The organism is Pararhodobacter sp. (genome assembly GCF_034676075.1).
GTDB lineage: Bacteria > Pseudomonadota > Alphaproteobacteria > Rhodobacterales > Rhodobacteraceae > Pararhodobacter.
Map to the genome: position 1 here is coordinate 1 of NZ_JAUCCQ010000042.1, position 21,606 is coordinate 21,606.

Below are 21,606 nucleotides of genomic sequence, written 5' to 3' on the forward strand. Positions count from 1 at the left end.
GCAGAGGGGGGCAGACGGCCCCCCTTCTTCGGCGCGGCGGCACGCCGCGCCGCTGATCGCCCGAGGCGCCCGCGACAGCGGGTAACGAGGGCGAAACCCCTGCCTTCCGGCCAGGCGCCGCGCAGCCGCCGAGCAAGGGCATTGCCCCCGCCGACCCTCGCGCTTAGACAGGCACCACGAAGACCGGAGCGCCTGTCATGACCCATCCCAAACCCGTCGTCCTGTGCATTCTCGATGGCTGGGGCATCAATCCCCGGACCGAGGGCAATGCCGTGGCGCTGGCCGACAAGCCGAATTTCGACCGGCTCATGGCAACCTGCCCGCATGCGACGCTGGTCACGTTTGGCCGCGACGTCGGGCTGCCTACCGGGCAGATGGGCAATTCCGAGGTCGGTCATACCAACATCGGCGCGGGCCGGGTCGTCGCCATGGATCTGGGGCAGATCGACCTCGCCGTCGAGGATGGCTCCTTCGCCGCCAATGCCGCGCTGCAGGCCTTCATTGCCCGCCTGAAATCGACCGGCGGCACGGCGCATCTGATGGGGGTCGTCTCGGACGGGGGCGTGCATGGCCATATCACCCATCTGAAGGCCGCGGTCGCCGCCATCGCCGGCGAGGGGATCCCGGTCGCCATCCATGCCATCACCGATGGCCGCGACGTGGCCCCGAAATCCGCCGACCGGTTCGTCGCCGATCTGGCCGCCAGCCTGCCCGAGAATGCCTGTATTGCCACCGTCATCGGCCGCTACTGGGCCATGGACCGCGATTCCCGCTGGGAGCGGGTCGAGCGCGCCTATGACGCCATGGTCCGGGCCGAGGGCAAACCCGCGCCCGATGCGGTCACGGCCGTGGCCGAGGCCTATGCCGAGGGGGTGACGGACGAATTCATCGACCCGACCGTGATCGATGGCTACAAGGGCGCGCGCAATGGCGACGGGTTCTTCTGCCTCAATTTCCGCGCCGACCGGGCGCGCGAGATTCTGGCGGCGCTGGGCGCTCCGGCCTTCCGCGGCTTCGAGGCCAAGGGCCGCGTCGAATGGGCCAGCATGCTGGGCATGGTCGATTATTCCGAGGCGCATAACGCCTTCATGCACACCGCCTTCCCCAAGCGGGTGATCAAGAACACGCTCGGCGAATGGGTGGCGAAGCAGGGCCTGCGCCAGTTCCGGCTGGCCGAGACCGAGAAATACCCGCATGTCACCTTCTTCCTCAACGGCGGCAAGGAAACGCCCGAGGAAGGCGAAGACCGCTTCATGCCGTCCTCGCCCAAGGTCGCGACCTATGACCTCGCGCCCGAGATGTCCTCGGGCGATGTGACCGACCGTTTCGTCGCCGCCATCGAGGCGGGTTATGACCTGATCGTCACCAATTACGCCAATCCCGACATGGTCGGGCATACGGGCGTGGTAGAGGCGGGTGTGAAGGCGGTCGAGGCGGTGGACCGGGGGCTGGGCCGGGTGTTGGCGGCGCTGGAAAAGGCCGGGGGCGCGATAATCGTCACCGCCGACCATGGCAATTGCGAGCAGATGATCGATTACGCCACCGGCGGGCCGCATACCGCGCATACCACCAATCTGGTGCCGGTCATTCTGGTCGGCGGCCCGGCGGGGGTTACCCTGGCCGACGGGCGGCTGGCGGATCTGGCGCCGACGATCCTGGAGCTGATGGACCTGCCGCAGCCCGAGGACATGACCGGCCAGTCGCTGATCCGGCGGGGCTGAGGGATGCGGATCGCCCGCCTTCTGGCGCTTCTCGCCTGCCTTGCCGCCCCGGTGCCGGGGCTGGCGGATACGGCCGAGAATGCCCAGTCGGCGGCGATCGCGCTGCTCAATGCCATCGACTCGCTGGCCGAGGCGCGGCGCGCGCCCGATCAGGTGGCGGCGCTGACCCAGGCCATCCAGGCGCATGAGGCCGGGCTTTCGGCGCTGCGCGAGGGGCTGCGCGAGGCGGCGCTGCGCGAGGCCTCGATCAACCGGGTGCTGGAGCAGCAGCAGGCGCAGGTCAGCCGCATCCTGGGCGCGATGATGGCCGTCGAGCGGATCGAGGGGCCAGTGATGCTGGTCCATCCGCAGGGGCCGCTCGCCACGGCGCGGGCGGGCATGATGATCGCCGATGTCGCTGCGGGCATGCAGGCCGAAGCCGACCGGATCGGCGCCCTGGCGCGCGAACTCGCCGCGCTCAGGGAATTGCGCGAGACGGCGGTGGACACGCTGGCGGCGGGGCTGGCCAGCCTGCAGGGCGCGCGGGCGGAACTGAGCCAGGCGATGGCCGACCGCCGCGATCTGCCACCCCGGGTGGGCGATGACGAGACGCGGATGCTGGCCTTGCTGGAATCGGTGCGGACCCTGCAGGATCTGGCGACGGGGCTGGCCACGCGGCCGTCGGGCGCCTCTGCCGAGCTGCCGATCTTCGATACCGCCCGGGGGCGCCTGCCGATGCCGGTGATCGGCACCCAGCTGCGCGGCTTCGGCGAGGCCGATGCGGCGGGGATCACCCGGCCGGGGCTGGTGGTCGCCACCGAGCCCGGCGCGCTGGTCACGGCGCCCTGGTACGGGACGGTGCGCTACCGCGGGCCCTTGCTCGATTACGGCAATGTCGTGCTCCTGGAGCCGGGCGAGGGCTGGCTGATCGTGCTGGCCGGGCTCGACCTCGTCTATCCGCGGCAGGGCGAGGTGGTGGCGCAGGGCGATGCGCTGGGGCTGATGCCGGGCGGTGCAACCGGCGCTGACGAATTCGTGCAGGCGGATCAGGTGGCGGGACGCAGCGAAACGCTGTATCTGGAACTCAGGCAGGACGGGCAAGCCATTGACCCGGCCGACTGGTTCGACTTGAGTGGTGAACAACGGCCGTAGAACGGCCGGCGCGGGAGGGGCCTGCGGAAGAGCCGCAGTCACACCCAAACCGAACGACGGGATGGAAGCATGAACAGATATCTGGTGGCGGCGGCGGCGGGCATCCTGGGGGGTGTCGTGCTGTCGACGCAGGTGGCGGCGCCCTTGCTGGCGCAGGAGCAGGACGCCAACCAGTCGGTCTATGAGCAGCTCGACCTCTTCGGCGACGTGTTCGAGCGGATCCGCTCGCAATACGTGACCGAGGTCGAGCCGCGCCAGCTGATCGAGGCGGCCATCAACGGCATGCTCAACTCGCTCGACCCGCATTCCAGCTATCTGCCGCCCGACGATTACGAGGACATGCGCGTGCAGACGCGCGGCGCCTTCGGTGGTCTCGGGATCGAGATCACCCAGCAGGACGGCTATGTCCGCGTGATCACCCCGATCGACGACACGCCCGCCGCCCATGCCGGCGTCCAGCCGGGCGATGTGCTGACCCATGTCGACGGCGTCTCGCTTCTGGGCCTGACGCTGCCCGAGGCGGTCGATCTGATGCGCGGCCCGGTGGGCTCGGAGATCGTGGTGACGATCCTGCGCGAGGGCGTGGCCGAACCCTTCGATCTGTCGATCATCCGCGACACGATCCGCATCCAGGCGGTGCGCGGCCGGGTCGAGGGCAATATCGTCGTGCTGCGCGTTTCGACCTTCAACGAACAGACCTACGACAACCTCGAAAGCGAGCTGAACGAGGGGATCGAGCAGATCGGCGGCATCGACAACCTGCAAGGCGTCGTTCTGGATCTGCGCAACAACCCGGGCGGCCTGCTGGTGCAGGCGATCCGCGTCTCGGATGCCTTCCTCGAAACCGGCGAGATCGTCTCGACCCGCGGCCGTGACGGCTCGGATGGCGAGCGCCACAACGCGACGCCGGGCGATCTGATCGACGGGCGGCCGATGGTGGTGCTGATCAACGGCGGTTCGGCCTCGGCCTCGGAAATCGTCGCCGGCGCGCTGCAGGATCACCGCCGGGCGGTGGTCGTGGGCGAGCGCAGCTTCGGCAAGGGCTCGGTCCAGTCGCTGATCCCGCTGCGCGGCGATGGCGCCATGCGGCTGACCACGGCGCTGTACTACACGCCCTCGGGCCGCTCGATCCAGGCCTTGGGCGTGGCGCCCGATATCGTCGCCCACCAGCCGCCGGTCGCCGACAGCGCCGCCACGGCGCCCGAGGATGACACCCCGCGGCCCCCGCGCAGCGAGTCGAGCCTGCGCGGCGCCTTCCAGAACGGCACCATCACCGACGACGAACGCCGGCAGATGGAGGAAGAGGAACGCGCCGCCGAAGAGGTCTCGCGCCTGCGCAGCGAGGATTACCAGCTGGCCTATGCGCTGGACATCCTGCGCGGCCTGTCGGTGATGAACGGCCAGTGACGGGGGCGCTGATGAGCCCGGCCGAGATCGAGGCGCTGCCCTACCGGCCGAATGTCGGCGTCATGCTGATCGACGACCGGGGGCTGATCTTCGCCGCCCGGCGGCTCGACAGCCCGGTCCCGGCCTGGCAGATGCCGCAGGGCGGGATCGACGAGGGCGAGGACCCCCGCGCCGCCGCCCTGCGCGAGCTGCAGGAAGAGACCGGCGTGCCCCCCGCGCTGGTGCAGGTGCTGGCCGAGACGCCGGACTGGCTGGCCTATGACCTGCCGCCGGACCTGCTGGGCAAGATGTGGAAGGGGCGCTACCGCGGGCAGAAGCAGAAATGGTATCTGCTGCGCTTCCTGGGGCGCGACGACCAGATCGACCTGGAGCAGGAACACCCCGAGTTCAGCGAATGGCGCTGGGTGACGGCCGAGGAGATGATCGAGGCGATCGTGCCCTTCAAGCGCGAGATCTACCGTCAGGTGGTGGCAGCGTTCTGGTCGCATCTGGCCTGAGCGCAGTGGTGCGTGCGAGCACGCACCCTACGGGTCCCATCGTGTAGGGTGCTTGGTTCCACGCACCATTTCGCCCTCTGGACCTTGCCTGATATTTCGGCAATCGTGCGCAGCCTTTCACCTGTTCACGGATTTGCGCGCATGAAGCTCGGCATCTTCTTTCTGGTCCTCGCCTATGTGCTGAGCCAGTTCTACCGGGCCTTCCTGGCCGTGCTCTCGCCGGTCCTCGGCGTCGAGGTCGGTGCCCAGCCGCAGGATCTGGCGCTGTCCTCGGGCCTGTGGTTCCTGACCTTCGCGCTGATGCAGATCCCGGTCGGCGCCGCGCTCGACAGCATCGGGCCCCGGCGCACGGCGGCCTGGCTGCTGGGCCTTGCCGGTGGCGGCGGGGCGCTGGTCTTCGCCCTGGCGCAGCAGGCCTGGCACATCCATGCGGCGATGATCCTGATCGGCATCGGCTGCTCGCCGGTGCTGATGGCCGCCTATTACATCTTCGGCCGGGTCTATCCGGTGCGGGTCTTCGCCACGCTCGCCGGGGCGATCATCGGCTTCGGCACGCTGGGCAACCTGGCCGGCGCATGGCCGCTGGCCTGGGCGGCCGAGACCTTCGGCTGGCGGCAGAGCGTGCTGGGCCTCGCCGTGGCGACGGTCGCCGTGGCGCTGGCGCTCGGCGTCTTCGTCAAGGATCCGCCGCCCGTCGACCAGCCCGCCGGGGGGCGCGGCTCGTTGCTCGACGTGCTGAAGCTGAGGGCGCTCTGGCTGATCCTGCCCCTAATGGCGGTGAACTATGTCCCGGCGGCGGCGATCCGCGGCCTCTGGGCCGGGCCCTTTTTCCGCGATGTCTATCAGGCCGATGCGCTGGCCATCGGCTCGGCCACGCTGGTCATGGCGCTGGCCATGGTCGCGGGCAGCTTCGCCTATGGTGCGGCCGACCGGGTCTTCGGTACCCGCAAGGGCGTGGTGCTGGTCGGCAACCTGCTCAGCGCGGCCTGCGTACTGGCCCTGTGGTTTCTGCCCACCGCGGGTTTCTGGGCCGTCGCCGCGCTGATGGCCGGGATTGGGTTCTTCGGCTCGTCCTTCCCGGCGATGGTGGCGCATGGGCGCTCGTTCTTCCCGCCGCATCTGCTGGGCCGGGGCGTCACGCTGATGAACCTGTTCGGCATCGGCGGGGTGGGCGTGTTCCAGACGCTGTCGGGCAGCCTGCACCGCGCCGTCGCCCCGGTCCCGCCCGAGGCGCCCTTTCAGGCGATCTTCCTGATGTTCGGCCTGCTGTTGCTGGCCGGCGCCGCGCTCTATGCCTTTTCGCAGGACCGCACCGACTGAGACTGAGCCCGCGCCGGGCCCCGGCCTGCCGATAAATCGCCGCAGCCGGGGCCCGGGGGCTTTCCAGTCAACGCGCAATCCTTTATGCGCGCCCCTGACCGCTGGGTTCTGGAGGGATACATGGGCTACAAAGTCGTTGTTGTCGGCGCCACGGGGAATGTCGGGCGCGAGATGCTGAACATCCTCGCCGAGCGCGAATTCCCGGTGGACGAAATCGCCGCGCTGGCCTCGCGCCGCTCGCTCGGCACCGAATGCTCGTTCGGCGACCGGACGCTGAAATGCCAGGACCTCGACACGTTCGATTTCAAGGGCTGGGACATCGCGCTTTTCGCCATCGGCTCGGACGCGACCAAGACCTATGCGCCCAAGGCCGCCGCCGCGGGCTGCGTGGTGATCGACAATTCGTCGCTCTACCGCTACGATCCCGACGTGCCGCTGATCGTGCCCGAGGTGAACGCCGACGCGATCACCGGCTACACGAAGAAGAACATCATCGCCAACCCCAACTGCTCGACCGCGCAGATGGTCGTGGCGCTGAAGCCGCTGCATGACCGCGCGCGGATCAAGCGGGTCGTCGTCTCGACCTATCAATCGGTGTCCGGCACCGGCAAGGAGGCGATGGACGAGCTGTGGAACCAGACCAAGGGCGTCTTCGTCCCGGGTCAGGAGGTCGCGCCCTCGGTCTATCCCAAGCAGATCGCCTTCAACGTGATCCCGCATATCGACGTCTTCCTCGACAGTGGCGACACCAAGGAAGAATGGAAGATGGTCACCGAGACCAAGAAGATCCTCGATCCCAAGATCAAGGTGACGGCGACCTGCGTGCGGGTGCCGGTCTTCGTCGGCCATTCGGAATCGATCAACATCGAGACCGAGGATTTCCTCGACTGGGAGGAAGCGACCGAGATCCTGCGCGAGGCGCCCGGGATCCTCGTCGTCGACAAGCGCGAGCCGGGTGGCTACATCACCCCGGTCGAATGCGTCGGCGAATACGCCACCTACATCAGCCGCATCCGCCAGGATTCGACCATCGACAACGGTCTGAACCTGTGGTGCGTGTCGGACAACCTGCGCAAGGGCGCGGCGCTGAACGCGGTGCAGATCGCCGAGGTTCTGGGCCAGCGCTGCCTGAAAAAGGGCTGAGGCCTGCGGGCCGACCTGCCGAAAGGCGCCCCCCCGGGGCGCCTTTTCGCGTTCAGGGCAGGGCGGCGGCCATCACCCGGGCCAGATCGTCGGGGTTCAGCTGGCCCAGCAGCCAGTCGCGGACCGCCTGGCGCTGCTCGGCCTCGGGCGGGAGCGGGGCGTCGCTGGCCGGGGCTTCCATGGGTCGCGTCCGGTCAAAGGCGTGCTGGTTGAGGAAGGCGATATCCTCCCGGTTGGCGCGGCGGATCCAGTCGCGGATGTCGGGCGGCGGATCGGCCAGCCTGGGCAGATCCTTCAGGTCCGGCGCGTGGCGCAACCGCTCCAGCAGGGCATGGCGGTGCTGGATCTGGCGGGCGTCGCCGGTGTTGCCGAGCCGCTCGAACCCCTCGTTCAGGGTCAGGATCCAGAGCGTCGCGGCGGCGCTGAAACTCTCGTTCGTGCTGTGCACCGGATGGGCGGGGGCGACCGGCTGGCCGAGGATCTGGCCGATCTGCTGGTAGACGTCGGTGAGCAGATCGCCGTCTTCCAGACAGGCGCGGTCGAACCGGCGCAGGATCACGTTTTCCGCGCCCAGCTGCTGGCGGTAGCGGCGCAGCGTGTCGGCCGAGCCCAGCGTCACCTGCGCGGGCAGGGGCAGGTCGGCCAGCCGCGCCCCGTCGCGGATCAACTGGTCCAGCGCCGAGCGGTAAAGCGGCACGGGATCGCGGATATACATCAGCACCACAATCTCGGAAAACGTGCGGCGCACTTCCTCAAGTACCGCGCCCGGGCGCAGGTAATAGAGCGACTCGCTGGACAGGATGGTCAGCGCCGGGCGCTCGGCGGCGATCTCGGCCGCCATCCGGTCCCATTCCCGGCGGCTCCAGTCGCGGGCCTCCTCGCGTGTGGCGAAATGCAGCCGTTCCTTCGGCAGGAGCGGCTTTCGCGCGGGCTCGAACAGGTTCGACAGCACGCGGGGCGGCGGCACGGTCGCGTCGCTGGGCTGCCAATAGGCGATCCCCTGCTGCGCAAGCGCCGCGCGGTTGAGCAACAGCGAGGCCTGAATGGTGGTCGATCCCGCCTTGGCGGCACCGATATGCAGCAAGAGCTTCATCGTCGTCCTCGGACCCGGGGGCGGTCTGTGCTGGCCTTTCCCCCATCCTGCCATTCGCGGGCGTGCCTGTCACCGCCTGCGCGAGCCATTGCCGCAACCGGGGCGATAGCCTAGGCTCGGAAATGCCCGGCGTGGAGGCGGGCCTTCCCAAGGTCGCAATTCCCCCGACGAGGAAACACGATGACGGTGATGCTTAACGAGTATGGCCTTGGCTATCTGTCCGTGCCCAAGGTTGCCTGTACCTCGATCAAGGCGATGATGTTCGAAGTGGAGAACGGCTTTCCGTTCCGTCCCTTCTCGGCCAATGGCCAGATGCGCTGGATCCACAGTTTCTATCCCTCGATCCCGTTTCACGAGCTCAAGCGCGGCCGGCTGCGCGATCTGCACCGCATCACCGTGGTGCGAGATCCGATCAAGCGGGCGCTGTCGTGCCACAGCAACCGCGTGGTGCAGCACCGCGAACTCTCGCCCGAGATCGCCGGGGATCGGCTGGACGGCTCGGGCCTGCCCTTCGACCCGGACCTGCCGACCTTCGTGCGCAACATCGCCGAATATTCCCGCCGCGTGGCCGAAATCGGCCATCACACGGCGCCACTGACGGTCTTTCTGGGCGAGGATCCGGGCTATTTCCACCGCATCTACCGGTTCGATGAATTGCCCGAGATGGTCGCCGATGTCTGCCGGATCACCGGCAAGGCGGTGGCGCTGGAGGTCATGCAGCGATCGGGCCGCAGCGCCGGGGCCGGGCAGCTATCGCCGGACGAGACCGCCATCCTGAAAGACTACTATGCCGGGGATTACGCGATCTTCGGCGCCTATTTCTGAACCGATGACCGAGCGGCCCGCCGATCCCGCCGCGCCCCTGATCACGGTGATCGTCGCCGTGCACGAGGTCGCGGCCGAGGTCGCCCAGGCCATCGCCAGCCTGCGCGCGCAAACGCTCGCGGATTTCGAGGCGCTGGTCGTGGATGACGGCTCGACCGATGGCTCGGGCCGGATCGCGGCCGATGCCTTTGCCGGGGATGCCCGGTTTCGCCTGCTGGTGCAGCCGAACCGCGGGCTCTCGGCGGCGCGCAATGCCGGACTCGATCAGGCGCGGGGGGTGTTCGTGAGCTTCCTCGACGGCGACGATGCGCTGGCGCCCGATTTCCTGCGCACCCTGCATGCGGCGATGCGTGAGGACGGGACCGATTGGGCCGCCTGCGCCGTCACGCTGGTCCATCCGGGCGGCGAAGAGCGCCCGCATCCCGCGCTTCATGGCGGAGAGGCGCCGCCCGAGCCCGGCTGCCTGCCCCTGATCGATGCCTGCGAGGTGGCGCGGATCTTCCCCTCGGCCTGGAACAAGCTCTATCGCCGCTCGCTGTTCGAGGGGCTCAGGTTCCCCGAAGGCAGCTGGTTCGAGGATCACGAGGTCTTCTGGGCCCTTGCCCGCCGCGCGCCGCGGATGGCCTACCGCCCCGCCGCGCTCTATCGCCACCGCCGCGACCGGCCCGGGCAGATCACCGGCACGGACAGCGACCGGGTCTTCGACGTGCTCAGGGTGCTGGACCGGTTGGGGCCGCTCATCCTGGGCAGCGGCATGACCCGCGCGGCCGAGGGCTACGCCCGCCTCGCCGCCCGGCTGATCCACGAACGGGCGCTGGTGATCCGCGATCCCAGCCGCCGCGCGCGGTTCCTGACCGCGGCGCATGCCTTCTTGCAGCACCGCGGGGCGCGCTGGCAGGCCGATTGCGACCCCGAGATCAGCGCCGGGCTGGGGCTGGCGCTGGAAGGCGTGCTGCCTCTCTCGGTGGTGGTGCTGGGCGATCCCGGCCCGGCGCTGGCCGCGCTCGACACGCAGGGCATGGCGGATTTCGAGCTGGTGGTGCTGGGGGGCGGGGCGACGGGGCTGCTGCCCTCGGGCCGCGCGGTGCGGCGGATCGAGGGCGAGGGGATGACGCCCGCGCGCCTCGCCTCGGTGCTCGAAGGACGCTGGGTGCTGCTGCTGGCCCCGGGCGAGCTGCCCCTGCCCGAGGGGCTGATGCGGCTGGTCAATCTGGGCGAGCGGCTGGACCTGCCGCTGGCCCTCGGCGCGCTGGAACGGCGGGGGCTGGGCTATCACGACGGCTGGACCGACAACCGCGTGGTGCCGGGGCTCGATGCGCTGCCGGTCTGGGGTGGCGAGGTCGCGCTGGGCGGCGCGCAGGCGCTGAGGCTCTATCCGGCGCTGGGCAACCGGCTGATGCGGCGCGATCTGCTGGCGGCGCTGCCCGAGGCCGTCGGGCTGGGGCAGGAGGCGGCCTCGGCGCAGATGATCGCGCTTGAGAGCGCGCTGGCAGCGGGGCGGGCGGGCTACACCCGGCTTGCGGTGCTGTCGGTGCCGGACCGGCCCGCGGCGCTCCCCGGCACCGGCGCCGCCCGCCGTCTGCTGGCCGCCTGCCCGGCCCCGCCCGCGCTGCCGAGGGGCTGGCAGGCGGTGGTCCTGCTGCGGCTGGCGCGGCTGCGGGGCGGGGGGCTGCGGTTGCTGGGCGCGCTGCTGGCGGCGTTGCGGGAGGGCTGGCTTGCAGGGGATGCGGCGCCCGACCCCGGCCTGCCGCGCTGGGTCCGGGCGCTGCTGCGCCTGAGGTGAGGTTTTGTTGAAACGATCCCCCCGGGATTGCGATACGCTGGGGTTGCCGAAAGGGTCTGGGTCCGGTCATGTTCTCGTTCAAAACCGCCGGTGGTGCCCGGTTCCGCTGTCAGGCCGATTTTATCTGGGGCTCGGTCCTCAACATCAATTTCCACGCCGATGACGGGCGCTCCATTCCCTTTCACCTCTCGATCCGCCGCGACGAGGGGCTGGTCGTGGTCAACCGGCAGGATCCCACGGGCTGGCGGCGCGAGATCCGCACGCGGATGCGCTTTGGCAGGGAGGCGGTGCCGGTCGAGGTGGTCTTCGACCGAGGGCGTGCCCGGGTCAGTGTCAACGGGGTGGCCATCGGCAGTTTCGACGCCTTTCCCCGTCTCGATCCGACCGGGCGTTATGGCCTCAGGCGCGGCTTTCGTGGTCTTGGCCGCATCGCGCGTGTCGACGTGCAGGGCGATGTCGTCTGGAACAGCGTCCTCGTCGACCGCGCCCAGTCGGATGCGCCCCCGGTGGACGGGATCGCGCTGAGCGATGCGCTGGAGGTGATCCGCCGGGGCGTGGGGGCCGGGTCCCCGGCCAGCGGCCTGCTGCGCGTCGCCGGGCAGGAGGCGGAGGTTCCCGCCGCGCTGACGGCGCTGCCCTATCTGCTGCCGGACGGCACGCATGAACACGCGATGGTGGCGGTGCTGCCCGGCTGGCTCTGGGCGGGCGGCGTTGCGGTGCTGGAGATGACGCTGGCCGATGACGCGGGCCGGGCGTTGGGCAGCTTGCGGCTGGAGCGTGCCGAGCTGGTGGCGCGGATCGAGCGGCTGGCGCTGTCGGGGGTTCTGGAGGGGGACGATAGGGCGGCGATTCAAGCCATCGAACACGCCCGCCACGCCGGGCTTGCGGCGGATCTGACGCCCGAGGCCTTTCACCATCTGGCCCATGCCGCGGGCCGTTTCGGGCTGGGCGATTTCCTGGCCGAGGGGGGCGAGCCCCCGCTGGCCTACACGCCCCCGCCGCCTGCGCTGCCGCATCGCCCCGCCGAAGAAGCGGCCGACCGCTTCACCGCGGCGATGCGGGCGGATCCAGCGAGTGATCCGCTGGCCCTCGTCGCCCGGGAGCTGGTGGCGCTGGCAACGCCGGGCGAGCGGACGGCGCTATTCGAGCGGCTGATCGAATGGTTCACGCTGGCCGACCGGCTGGAGGACCTGCTGCGCCTGCGCCGCGACCGGGCGATCCCGCCGCCCGAGGTGCCCTATGCGGACAATCACTACATGCGGGGCCTGCTGCTGAGCCTCGATTATGCCGAGGGTCGGTTCGATGCCATCGCCCGGACCCTCTGGGATCTGGCGCCGGAGCGGGCGGTCTGGCTGCCGACCCCGGTGCTGGGCTGGGTGCTGGAGCAGGCGGCGCTGGCCGCGCCCGGGCTGGACGGGGGGCGGCCCCTCGACTGGCAGCGGACGGATATGCTGAAGGCCGGGCTCGATCTGGTGGCGGCCCGGGCTCAGACCTATTGGGGACGGGGCGCCTGCCGCCGTCTGATCCGCGCGGTGCTGGTCATCCTGCGGCAGGCCGAGACGCTGCCCGAGGATGTCCGCCAGAAAGCCATCTGGACGGCGATGCAGGCCTATGGGCTGACCCCCGGCTTCTGGGATCTGGTCGAGGGTGAGATCGCCCAAGGCTGGGCGCCGCCCCGCCAGATGCTGCCGGTGCGCGCGGCCTTCGCCCGGATCCGCGCCACGCTGGAGGCCGAGACGCGCGACGAGGCATCGCTGGCGCAGGATCTGGACCTGTTCCGGCAACTCGGCTGCCCCGACCTGCCCCGTTTCCGGCGCGAGCTGTTCGGGCCCCTGGGGCTGCCGGCCGGGGACCGCACCCGCCCCCTCGCGCCGCTGGTCGCGGGTTTCGATCCCGACGAGGCGCTGCTGCGGCAGCTGAGTTTCCCGGGCAATACCGAGACGCTCGATGAGACCGGACTCGCCGCGTTGGCCGAGGCGATTGCCGCCAGTTTCAATAAGATGCCGCGCAATCCCTTCGCCGGGACGCTGGGGCACCTGCTGGGCGAGGCGACGGCGTTGCTGGCGGGGGCGGATGCGGCGGCGATGGCGCGGTTCGTCAGGGGCGCGCATGCCATGGGGTCGGCCTATAGCCGTTTCATGGGGATCGCCCTGCCGCTGGCCCTGCTGCGCGGGCTTTGCGACCGGGGGCGGGCGGCCGAGGGTGCGCCGCTGGTCGCGCACCTCATCGCCACGCTGCCGTCGCTGGCGAACGACCCCGCCACCGCCACCGCGCTTTTCACCGCTCCCGCGCCGCGGCTCGCGCTTGATGCGCTGACCCGCGCCCATGGCGCCCTGCCCGAGGTGGCGGCGCTGGCCCGGGCGCTGGAGCCGCTGCTGGCCCCTGGACCGCCCCCGCCGCGGGAGGATCGCGCGGCCGATCTCAGCGCCCGGGCGCATCCCCTGCAGGACACGCTTCTCGGCCTCTACACCTGCCAGCCCTATCTGGAGACTCGGGTCCGGGCGATCCGCGAGACCTGGCTGCCGCTGCTGGCCCGGATGGGCGTGCCTTGCCTGATCTTCGTCGGCGGCGGCGACGGGCGGCGCGAGGGCGATGTCGTCTACCTCGACGCGCCCGACGATTACGAATCCCTCCCGCAAAAGACCCTCGCCATGGCGCGCTGGGTGCTGGACCACACCGATTTCGCCCATCTGGTGAAGGTGGATGACGATTGCTTCCTGGACCCGCAGGCCTGGTTCGGCGATCTGGTGCATCGCTCGACCAATTACTACGGGCGCAGCCTGACCCGGCGGCGCGGGCAGATGGACCGGGCCTGGCATCAGGCCAAGGCGCGCAGCCGCCGCGCCCGGATGGAGCTGGACAAATCCCCCGAACCCTCGACCTATGCCGATGGCGGCTCGGGCTATGCCCTGTCGCGGATCGCGCTTCAGGCGCTGGTCGAGGGCAGCGAGCGGCCCGAGGGGCGGGCGCTGATCACCGTCTCCTTCATGGAGGACAAGCTGGTCGGCGACCTGCTGGCCACTGCCCGGATCGGGGTCGACAACTCCGACTACCGCGTCGCGCTGCTGCGCCGGACGCGGCCGGGCGGGCCGCTGGTCTCGCTCTGGGACAACGGGTTCTTGCCGTTCAAGGGCTCGGGCATGAAGCTGGCCCATCTCGACGGGCCCGAGAAGATGGCCGAGGTTCTGGCGGGCCTCGCGCAGCCCCGGCCGGTGCAGGCGAAGATCTGGCCCAGCTATCAGCCGGTGCGGCAGGGCTGGGCGTCGAACACGCTGGACCTGATCTCGGCCCCGGAAAAGCTGGCGCGGGTCAATGCGGCGCCGGTGGCGGTGGTGTCCTGCTTGCGGAACGAGCTTTTCATGCTGCCCCGGTTCCTGGAGCATTACCGCGCGCTGGGGGTGCAGGGCTTCCTGATGGTCGATAACGGCTCGGACGATGGCAGTTTCGACTATCTGGTCGAACAGCCCGATGTGGCGCTGTTCTCGGTCGACACGCCCTATTCGGAATCGCAATACGGAGTGGCCTGGCAACAGGCGCTGTTGGCCAATCTGCGGGTGAACCGCTGGTCGCTGATCGCCGATCTGGACGAGCTTCTGGTGCTGAATGCGGATCTGACGGGCGATCTGCCCGGGCTGGTCGGATCGCCGGAGTTCCGGGGGGCCGAGGCCGCGCGGCTCTTCATGCTGGACATGTACCCCGAGGGCGCGCTGTCCGATGCGGATTTCGTGGCGGCGTCCCCCTTCGCCCAGGCGGGTTTCGTCGACCGCGAGCCCTTTCTGGCGGTGACCGGCGGGCAGGGGCCCTATTCCGACGCACCGGTCTGGACCAGCGCGCTCAGGCACCGGCTGATCCCGGGCTCGCGCTCGGACCTGTTCGTGGCGCAGAAGATCGCGCTGTTGAAATACCGGCCCTGGATGCGTCTCTCGGCCGGGCTGCATTTCGTGGCGGATGCCCGGCTGGCCCCGCGCGACCTGCTCTTCGCCCATTTCAAGTACAACGCCGCCTTCCACGCCAAGGCCCTGACCGAGGTCGCCCGGCGCCAGCATTTCAACAATGCCGAGGAATACCGGAAGTATCTGGCCGTGGTGAGCGAGGGGCGGGACGTGATCCACGATCCGGCGGTTTCGGTCCCTTGGGATCAGGCGCCTTTCGTGCGGCGGCTTCTGGCAGGCGTGCAGTCCCCGGCGTAGATCCCGAGCAGCGTGTCCAGATGCTCGGCCATGCCGGTCGGCGGCCGGGCGCGGGCCCAGTACTCAGCGGGCTGGAGCGCGCCCTCCAGCACCCGGCTCAGCACGCGGTGCAGGTCCTGTGCGTCCTCGGCGCGGAAGACGAAGGCGGGGGCGCGGCCCAGTTCCTGCGCGCCGCCCCGGTCCGAGGTGATCAGCGGGATATGCCGGGCGTGCATCTCCAGCGCGACCTGCGGCAGGTTGTCTTCCCATTGCGCCGGCACGATCCCCAGCGCCACATCGGCCAGAAGCGCGGGCAGGTCGGCATGGGTGTAGCCATCGACATGGCGGACCTCGGCCAGACGGGGGCGCAGCGCGGCCAGCCCCGCCATCGCCTCGGCATCGCCCGCCCGCGCGGCGACGGTCAGGCGGATTCGCCGTGCCTGGGGCTCGGGCAGCGCCGCGAGCGCGCGCATCAGGAAATGGAAGCCCTTGTCGCGCCGCATATAGCCCAGATAGGCCAGATGCAGCGTGCCGTCCGGGGCCAGAAAACGGGGCCTCGGCTGACTGGTCCGCCACAGGGCGGCTTCGGCGGTGCCGATATGGCGGGTCTGCAGCCGCTCGGCATGGATGCCATGGGACAGCGCGATCTGCCGCACCCGGTCCGAGACGCAGAGCACCGCGTCGCAATGGGCGTTGATCAGCGCCACCATCCGCGCCCGGCGCCGGGCGAAGGGTTCGCCCACATGGCCCGGCGGTTGGTGGCCGATGGCCGGGGGCGGGGCGGGCGTTTCGGGGCCGCGTCGTCGCTTCAACACCCTGCGTGCCAGCCGCCAGGCGTGGCTCATGCAGGGGCGGAACAGCCGGTCATAGAACGCGGTGCCGGGGCCGAGACCGCGCCGCGACAGGCTCCAGGCAAAGGCATAGGCCAGCCGCACCGGGCGCGGCTGCGGCGGCGCGGGCAGGCAGCGCGCGCATTTCGCCCCGCCGTGGAAATCCGTGCAGGTCTCGCGCTCGGCGAACCAGAGGTTCACCTGCGGACAGAACGGGTAGTAATTGTGCAGGGACAGCACGAAGCGGGTCTGTGGCCAACGCGGACGCAGACTCAGCACCTGGGCGGGCAGGCCTTCGAGGTTGTTGAAATGGATCACGTCCCAGGGACCGGTCCGGTCGACGAAAGCGGCGAAGGCGCGTTCGGTCGCGGCATGGTCCAGCTGCGCCGCGCCCGCGAAATCGGCGTGCGAGGGGGCAATGAGGCCCGAATTCACCAGCGCGTAGCGCGGGCTCGGCCCGGCATCGACCGTCACCACATGCGGCGTCCGGCGGGTCAGGTCATGGGCGAGCCCGGCCGAGAGGAAGGCGGTCTCGACCCCTCCGCGGGCGCCGAGCGCCGCGATCAGGTTGCGCTGATAGAGGCTGACACCGCCGCCCCGCCCCTCGGCATCGCGGTAATCGACCCAATTGTAGAAGAGGATCCTCACGCCGGCGGTTCCGCGGGGTCCAGCGCGCGCCGTTCCCCTTCCAGAACCCCGATCCGGCCCGATAGCGAGACGACATGCGCCCTGAGCCGCCCGATCTCGCCCGCCATCAGGGCGATCAGCGCGTCGAGGTCCTGCGCCGGGCCCTCGGGCAGGTCGGGCAGGGCGGCCAGCATCGCCTCGGTGTCCAGCGCGGCGCCGGGCAGGGCGGCGACCGCCTCGATCCCCTGCCGCGCCTCCTCGCGGATCGTGGCCAGCGCCCGGCGCGGCCCGTCGCCATCGTCGCTGTCGAGGCTGGCCTGGGCCTGGCCGTTCATCAGCTCGCGGACGTGGCGGGGCAGGTCGACCCGGTTCAGGCCGCGGTGATAGGCCAGCCGCCGCGGGTCGATCCGCCGGTTGGGGTCACCGGGCGGAGGCTCGGCCAGCGCCGGCACGGCAAACCCCAGCGCGCCCAGGAAATCGGCGTAAAGCGCGTCGCCCTGGCGAAGGGCGGGGCCATAGGCGCGCAGGATCACCGTCTCTGGGCCGAAGATCTCGACCCAGGGCTTCAGCGCCTGCGCGTAATCCCAATGCACCGCCTCGATCTGCGAGCAGAGCGCGGTGGCGAAACTGCCGACCGGAATGCCCATCTTCACCAGCTGGTTGTACCAGCTTTGCAGATGCGCCTGGGGCGGCCTGAGATAGGCGATCACCCGGAACCGCAGGTCGGGCGCCTGGCTGATCTGCTGGCGCAACAGCGCCGCCGCCGCGGGATGGGCGCCCAGGCGCATGAATTCCTCGCTGCTGGCCAGCAGCGACTGGCCGTCGGGCAGCGCGCGGGCCTCGTCGAAAAGCGCCTCCCAGATCCGGGACGGCGGGCGCGGGCTGGCATAGCCGTGCATCAGCTCGCTCACCCCCGCCCGGTGCAGAAGCGAGAAGGCCAGCGCCGAATGCTTGGCGTGTTTGCGGGTCTCGGCGGCGTAATGCAGCCCCGCCTCGGCCAGCGGCGCGCGGTTGTAGTCCAGATAGGTCTGCAACGCCGTGGTGCCGGTCTTGAAATGGCCGATATGCAGGATCAGGGTGCGCGCCATTGTCTCGTGTGTCCCCCCGGGCCCCTCAGCGCATGTTCCACTGATGGCGGCTCACCGCCTCGTCCAGATCGGAGACGAAGGTGAGGTGCCCCTCATGCAGAACGATGGCCGCATCGCAATAATCCCGCAGCTCATCGAAGTTGTGGTTCACCAGAATAGCGCTCGATTTCAGGATCCGCTCGCGGAACACAGCCGCGCTCTTGCGGCGGAAACGGGCGTCGCCCACGGCCGTCACCTCGTCCACCAGATAGGTGTCGAAGGGAATGCCCATCGAGATGCCGAAGGTCAGCCGCGACCGCATGCCCGAGGAATAGGTGCGGATAGGCATGTGGAAATGCTTGCCGATCTCGGCGAAATCCTGAACGAAATCCATCAGTTCGTCGGTATCGGCGCCATAGACCCTTGCCAGAAAGCGGGTGTTCTGCGCCCCGGTCAGGTCGCGGTGGAAGGATCCGGCGAAGCCCACCGGCCAGGAGATCGAGCCATCGGACCAGACCCGGCCGGTATCGGGCGGCAGCGTCCCGGCGATCAGCTGCAGCAGCGTCGATTTCCCCGACCCGTTGCCGCCCAGAAGCGCCAGCGACCGTCCGGTCGGCAGCGTCAGGTTGAGCCGCTCGATCACCGGGAAATACGCGTCGTGCAGCCAGTATCCCTTGGACAGATCGTCGAGCTGGATCATGGCTCACCCCCGGTCCCTGAGGCTGTAATAAATCAGCGCCAGCGCCGACCAGGCCAGCGTCAGGAACATCAGCGTCAGCAGCACCAGTTGCAGCCGCCGGGGATATTCCGCCTGTTCGGCCAGCGTCGGGCGCACATAGCTGGCCAGATACAGGCTCTTGCGCTGGGCATTCGAGCGCGCGGCATCGAGCGCGGCCAGCGCTGCGGTATAGGTCCGCTCGGCGAATTCCTGATTGACCGTCAGGCTTTCGAACTGGGCGATGAGGCGCGGATAATCGGTGTCGAAAACGGTCACGTCCTGGGTGGCGAAATTGCGCCGCTCTTCGCCGATCCGGTCGCGGATCACCTCGATCCGGCGCGCGGCCTGGCGCAGGCGCGGGTCGCTGTCGATGGTGGTCTGCAACAGCAGATCGTGCTCGACCAGCGCCTGCGCCAGCTGCTGTTGCAGCCCATTGATGATGCCCATGCGCCCCTCGATATCGGCCTGGGGATCGACGATCTGGGTACGGGCGCGGAAGCCTGCCAGCTCCTCGCGCGCGCTGCGCAGCCGGGCGAGCGCCTCGTCGAGGTCGCGCTCGGCGCTGGCCATGCTGTCGCGCCGGGCCTGTTCGTTCAGCGCGTTGATCATCGCCTCGCTCTCGGCGACGATGGTCTGGGCGATGCGGCGCGCCATCTCGGCGTCGCCGGCGCGGACCTGCACGTCCATCAGGCCCGAATTCTTGTCATAGGCGACGGTGACGATGCGGTTCCAGAACCAGACCAGATCCTCGATGGTGGCGCTGGGCCAGATCGAGAAGACCGGGTCGGTCTGCCAATGCGCCGAATAATGCGCCCGCAGATCGAGGTCCGCCTGCACCCGCTCGACCAGTTGCTGGCTGTGGATGAAGGCGAACAGCACATCCGTGTTCGACGAGCCGCCACCGCCGACAAAGGCGCTGAGCCCGCCCATCAGATCCGCGGCCGAGGCGGATTCCTCGCTGCGCACGGTGAAGCCGGTGGTCGAGGCGTATTGGTCCCGGGCCTGAACATAGAGATAGGCGGCGGCCAGCGCCGTCGGCAGCAGGACCAGCAGCACGAAGGACCAGACGAGCCCCCGATGGCGACGCCGGAAGCGGGCGGGGGCGACCAGAGGGCGGATGTCGGCAGTGCGGTTGTCGGGGGGGCGGATTTCGGCGGGGCGGATGTCGGCAGGGCGGATTTCGGGCCGAGGCCCGGGCAGGGCCCGGGGCATCGCCTCGCTCTTGGCGGAGGGTGCTGGGGCCTTGCGCTGTGCGTCCTTGCGTTGCCGTGTCCTCAGATCGTCCATCGGCACCTCCAAGTGTCATTTGCGTTGGCGGCATGATTTTGGCATAGTCGCGACCGTGTTAGTGTGTAGGAGGGCAGGGCGTGGCCTCGGAGGGAACCGTCGTTGGCGGCGACACTCAGGATGGCGACCCCGGGCCGCACCCCCCGGTCGGCGTGAACCGCCGTCACCGCGCGCTGCGCGCCATCACCGCCCTGATCCTGCGCGAAGTGTCGACCCGTTTCGGCCGCACGCCGGGGGGCTTCGCCTGGGCGGTGCTGCAGCCGCTGGCCACGATCTTCGTGCTGGGCCTGGCCTTTTCGCTGATCGCCCGCACGCCGGCGCTGGGCACGAGCTTCCTTCTGTTCAAGGCGACGGGGCTGCTGGCCTACCAGACCTTCCAGTCCAATTCGATGATGGTTGGCAAGAGCCTGGCCTTCTCGGCCCCGCTGCTGACCTATCCGGGCGTGACCTGGATCGACGCGATCCTGGCTCGGTTTCTTCTGAACACGCTGGTGTCGGTCGTGGTGGCGGTGCTGATCCTCGGCGGGATCATCGTGGCACTGGACCTGTCGCTGATCTTCGATTGGGGCGCCATCGTGCTGGCTATGGCGCTGGCGGCGCTGCTGGGGCTGGGGATCGGCACGCTCAACTGCTTCCTGTTCGAGCGTTTCGCGATCTGGGCCAATCTCTGGGGCATCCTGAATGCGCCGCTGATGATCCTGTCGGGGGTGATCGTCCTCTACGACGACCTGCCACGCCAGGCGCAGGACTGGCTGTGGTACAATCCCGCGATCCATATCACCGGGCTGATGCGGGCGGGGTTCTATTCGACCTATCAGCCGACCTATGTCTCGGTCGCCTATGTGCTGGCCTGGGCGCTGATCCCGCTGGCCCTGGGTCTCTTGCTGCTCAGGCGCTATCATCGCGTTCTTCTCACTCGCTGATCGCACGGGCCCGGTCCAGGACTTCATCATGGGGGCGGCTGGTCTGTCCGCGCAGCCCGTCCCTGAGCGCGAGGCCGAAGAGCCCCAGGAACCGCCGCCGCTCGCCGCCGTGATGGCGCAGCCGGTAGAGCCAGCGCGGGAGATAGAGGCAGAGCACCGGGTAGAAGAAGATGCCGGCCGCGGTCCGGTAGAGGATCAACAGGTTGCGGTGGTAGTAATAGGCCTTCCACAGGGGGCGCAGCCGGGGATCGGCGGGCGAATAGGTCGTGCAGGCATGGACGAAGCGGACCTCGGGCGCGAAGCCCAGCCGATAGCCCGCCCGCGTCAGCCCCATCGTGTAGATCGCGTCATCGCCATAGAGAAAGAGCCGGGGATCGGGATAGCCCGCCTCGGCCACCACGCGGGCCCGGACGAAGAAGCCGACGAACGAGGCGCCGTCGATCGGCCGCAGCCCCGGGCGGTGAAAGTCGCTTTCGCCCAGATGGAAGGCGCCGCGTCCGCCGCCCAGCAGCGCGCGCATCAAGATCCGCTTGTGCCAGAAGGGGTTGAAGGTCGGGCGGTTCATGTCGGCCAGATTGCCGTCCGGGCAGCGAACCGCCGCGGCAACCCCGTCATAGCCGCTGAGGTCGAGCCGCTGGAAGGTGGCGAGCGCCTCCGCCTCGGGGCGGGAATCGTCGTCCATGATCAGCAGCCAGTCCGGCGACAGCGCCGCCATGGCCTGCCGCATCCCGGCCTCGAACCCGCCGGCGCCACCCAGATTCCGCGGCAGGGTCAGGACGTGAAGCCGGGGCTCTGTTTGCGCCGCCAGCCAGGCGCCGGTCCCGTCGTCCGACGCGTTGTCCACCACCACCACCGCCGCCAGATCCGCTGCGGGCGCGGCCAGCAGCGCGGCGAGGGTGCGGCGCAGATCGGCGAGGCGCCGATGGGTTGCGACGATGGCCACCAGCCGCCCGTTGGCCCCTGACTCGTCCTGCGTTTCACGCTGTTGCACCATCACTCACACACAAAAAAACGCATCGCGGAGATGCTGGGTCGGCACTGGTCACACCTGAAGGGGTACCTTCC

Annotated in this window: 16 protein-coding genes; 10 read left to right on the forward strand and 6 right to left on the reverse strand. The window is 69.6% G+C overall.

Translation table 11 applies throughout. From position 1 onward, the window contains the following. Positions 1-197 precede the first annotated feature (197 nt). The 6 genes from gpmI to VDQ18_RS12795 all read left to right on the forward strand — a co-directional run bounded on the left by gpmI (position 198) and on the right by VDQ18_RS12795 (position 7,219). Positions 198-1,721: a 2,3-bisphosphoglycerate-independent phosphoglycerate mutase gene (gpmI, locus tag VDQ18_RS12770; RefSeq protein WP_323021321.1), complete on the forward strand. Its 1,524-nt coding sequence runs from the start codon at positions 198-200 to the stop codon at positions 1,719-1,721. Between the two features lie 3 nt (positions 1,722-1,724). Further along, positions 1,725-2,852 carry a murein hydrolase activator EnvC family protein gene (locus VDQ18_RS12775; protein ID WP_323021322.1) on the forward strand — a complete coding sequence of 376 codons (1,128 nt, stop codon included), beginning with the start codon at positions 1,725-1,727 and terminating at the stop codon, positions 2,850-2,852. 69 nt (positions 2,853-2,921) lie between these two features. After that, the gene (locus VDQ18_RS12780; RefSeq protein ID WP_323021323.1) at positions 2,922-4,259 is read left to right on the forward strand and encodes a S41 family peptidase; all 1,338 of its coding nucleotides are present in this window, start codon (positions 2,922-2,924) and stop codon (positions 4,257-4,259) included. Between the two features lie 11 nt (positions 4,260-4,270). Continuing rightward, positions 4,271-4,756, forward strand: coding sequence for an RNA pyrophosphohydrolase (locus tag VDQ18_RS12785; protein WP_323021324.1), 486 nt, complete (start codon positions 4,271-4,273; stop codon positions 4,754-4,756). A 141-nt stretch (positions 4,757-4,897) separates the two neighbouring features. Then, positions 4,898-6,076, forward strand: coding sequence for an MFS transporter (locus VDQ18_RS12790; protein WP_323021325.1), 1,179 nt, complete (start codon positions 4,898-4,900; stop codon positions 6,074-6,076). Positions 6,077-6,196: 120 nt separating this feature from the next. Beyond that, complete coding sequence (locus VDQ18_RS12795; protein ID WP_107753289.1) at positions 6,197-7,219, forward strand: aspartate-semialdehyde dehydrogenase; 1,023 nt, start codon at positions 6,197-6,199, stop codon at positions 7,217-7,219. A 52-nt stretch (positions 7,220-7,271) separates the two neighbouring features. Here VDQ18_RS12795 and VDQ18_RS12800 read toward each other — a convergent pair whose 3' ends face one another. After that, positions 7,272-8,312 (reverse strand): hypothetical protein, encoded by a 1,041-nt coding sequence (locus tag VDQ18_RS12800; protein WP_323021326.1) that lies wholly within the window; start codon positions 8,310-8,312, stop codon positions 7,272-7,274. A gap of 180 nt (positions 8,313-8,492) precedes the next feature. Here VDQ18_RS12800 and VDQ18_RS12805 point away from each other — a divergent pair, with 180 nt between their 5' ends. The 3 genes from VDQ18_RS12805 (at position 8,493) to VDQ18_RS12815 (ending at position 15,110) form a co-directional block, all read left to right on the forward strand. Then, on the forward strand, positions 8,493-9,137 hold the full coding sequence (locus VDQ18_RS12805; protein WP_323021327.1) for a sulfotransferase family 2 domain-containing protein: 645 nt from the start codon (positions 8,493-8,495) through the stop codon (positions 9,135-9,137). A 4-nt stretch (positions 9,138-9,141) separates the two neighbouring features. Further along, a complete protein-coding gene (locus tag VDQ18_RS12810; RefSeq protein WP_323021328.1) occupies positions 9,142-10,920 on the forward strand; it encodes a glycosyltransferase family 2 protein in 1,779 nt (592 codons plus the stop codon). A 68-nt stretch (positions 10,921-10,988) separates the two neighbouring features. Further along, a complete protein-coding gene (locus VDQ18_RS12815) occupies positions 10,989-15,110 on the forward strand; it encodes a glycosyltransferase family 2 protein (RefSeq protein WP_323021329.1) in 4,122 nt (1,373 codons plus the stop codon). Here the strand turns inward: VDQ18_RS12815 and VDQ18_RS12820 are convergent. The 4 genes from VDQ18_RS12820 to VDQ18_RS12835 are packed head-to-tail and all read right to left on the reverse strand — an operon-like array spanning position 15,059 to position 19,618. After that, a complete protein-coding gene (locus VDQ18_RS12820; protein ID WP_323021330.1) occupies positions 15,059-16,567 on the reverse strand; it encodes a glycosyltransferase in 1,509 nt (502 codons plus the stop codon). The genes VDQ18_RS12815 and VDQ18_RS12820 overlap by 52 nt on opposite strands. Next, a complete protein-coding gene (locus VDQ18_RS12825) occupies positions 16,564-17,634 on the reverse strand; it encodes a hypothetical protein (protein WP_323021331.1) in 1,071 nt (356 codons plus the stop codon). The genes VDQ18_RS12820 and VDQ18_RS12825 overlap by 4 nt, the downstream gene beginning before the upstream one ends. A 25-nt stretch (positions 17,635-17,659) precedes the next feature. Beyond that, positions 17,660-18,313: an ABC transporter ATP-binding protein gene (locus VDQ18_RS12830; protein ID WP_323021332.1), complete on the reverse strand. Its 654-nt coding sequence runs from the start codon at positions 18,311-18,313 to the stop codon at positions 17,660-17,662. A 3-nt stretch (positions 18,314-18,316) separates the two neighbouring features. Continuing rightward, a complete protein-coding gene (locus VDQ18_RS12835; protein WP_323021333.1) occupies positions 18,317-19,618 on the reverse strand; it encodes a sugar transporter in 1,302 nt (433 codons plus the stop codon). 80 nt (positions 19,619-19,698) lie between these two features. Between VDQ18_RS12835 and VDQ18_RS12840 the strand changes: the two genes are divergently transcribed. Continuing rightward, positions 19,699-20,541, forward strand: a complete 843-nt coding sequence (locus tag VDQ18_RS12840) for an ABC transporter permease (RefSeq protein ID WP_323021334.1) — start codon at positions 19,699-19,701, stop codon at positions 20,539-20,541. On the opposite strand, the gene VDQ18_RS12845 is transcribed toward VDQ18_RS12840, so the two are convergent. After that, positions 20,531-21,535, reverse strand: a complete 1,005-nt coding sequence (locus VDQ18_RS12845) for a glycosyltransferase (RefSeq protein WP_323021335.1) — start codon at positions 21,533-21,535, stop codon at positions 20,531-20,533. The two genes, VDQ18_RS12840 and VDQ18_RS12845, sit on opposite strands and share 11 nt — an antisense overlap. Positions 21,536-21,606: the final 71 nt, after the last annotated feature.

What these genes read in the sequence shown, in the direction of transcription:
- gpmI (WP_323021321.1), top strand. Translation starts at nt 198, where the DNA reads ATGACCCATCCCAAACCCGTCGTCCTGTGCATTCTCGATGGCTGGGGC.
- VDQ18_RS12775 (WP_323021322.1), top strand. Translation starts at nt 1,725, where the DNA reads ATGCGGATCGCCCGCCTTCTGGCGCTTCTCGCCTGCCTTGCCGCCCCG.
- VDQ18_RS12780 (WP_323021323.1), top strand. Translation starts at nt 2,922, where the DNA reads ATGAACAGATATCTGGTGGCGGCGGCGGCGGGCATCCTGGGGGGTGTC.
- VDQ18_RS12785 (WP_323021324.1), top strand. Translation starts at nt 4,271, where the DNA reads ATGAGCCCGGCCGAGATCGAGGCGCTGCCCTACCGGCCGAATGTCGGC.
- VDQ18_RS12790 (WP_323021325.1), top strand. Translation starts at nt 4,898, where the DNA reads ATGAAGCTCGGCATCTTCTTTCTGGTCCTCGCCTATGTGCTGAGCCAG.
- VDQ18_RS12795 (WP_107753289.1), top strand. Translation starts at nt 6,197, where the DNA reads ATGGGCTACAAAGTCGTTGTTGTCGGCGCCACGGGGAATGTCGGGCGC.
- VDQ18_RS12800 (WP_323021326.1), bottom strand. Translation starts at nt 8,312, where the DNA reads ATGAAGCTCTTGCTGCATATCGGTGCCGCCAAGGCGGGATCGACCACC.
- VDQ18_RS12805 (WP_323021327.1), top strand. Translation starts at nt 8,493, where the DNA reads ATGACGGTGATGCTTAACGAGTATGGCCTTGGCTATCTGTCCGTGCCC.
- VDQ18_RS12810 (WP_323021328.1), top strand. Translation starts at nt 9,142, where the DNA reads ATGACCGAGCGGCCCGCCGATCCCGCCGCGCCCCTGATCACGGTGATC.
- VDQ18_RS12815 (WP_323021329.1), top strand. Translation starts at nt 10,989, where the DNA reads ATGTTCTCGTTCAAAACCGCCGGTGGTGCCCGGTTCCGCTGTCAGGCC.
- VDQ18_RS12825 (WP_323021331.1), bottom strand. Translation starts at nt 17,634, where the DNA reads ATGGCGCGCACCCTGATCCTGCATATCGGCCATTTCAAGACCGGCACC.
- VDQ18_RS12830 (WP_323021332.1), bottom strand. Translation starts at nt 18,313, where the DNA reads ATGATCCAGCTCGACGATCTGTCCAAGGGATACTGGCTGCACGACGCG.
- VDQ18_RS12835 (WP_323021333.1), bottom strand. Translation starts at nt 19,618, where the DNA reads ATGGACGATCTGAGGACACGGCAACGCAAGGACGCACAGCGCAAGGCC.
- VDQ18_RS12845 (WP_323021335.1), bottom strand. Translation starts at nt 21,535, where the DNA reads ATGGTGCAACAGCGTGAAACGCAGGACGAGTCAGGGGCCAACGGGCGG.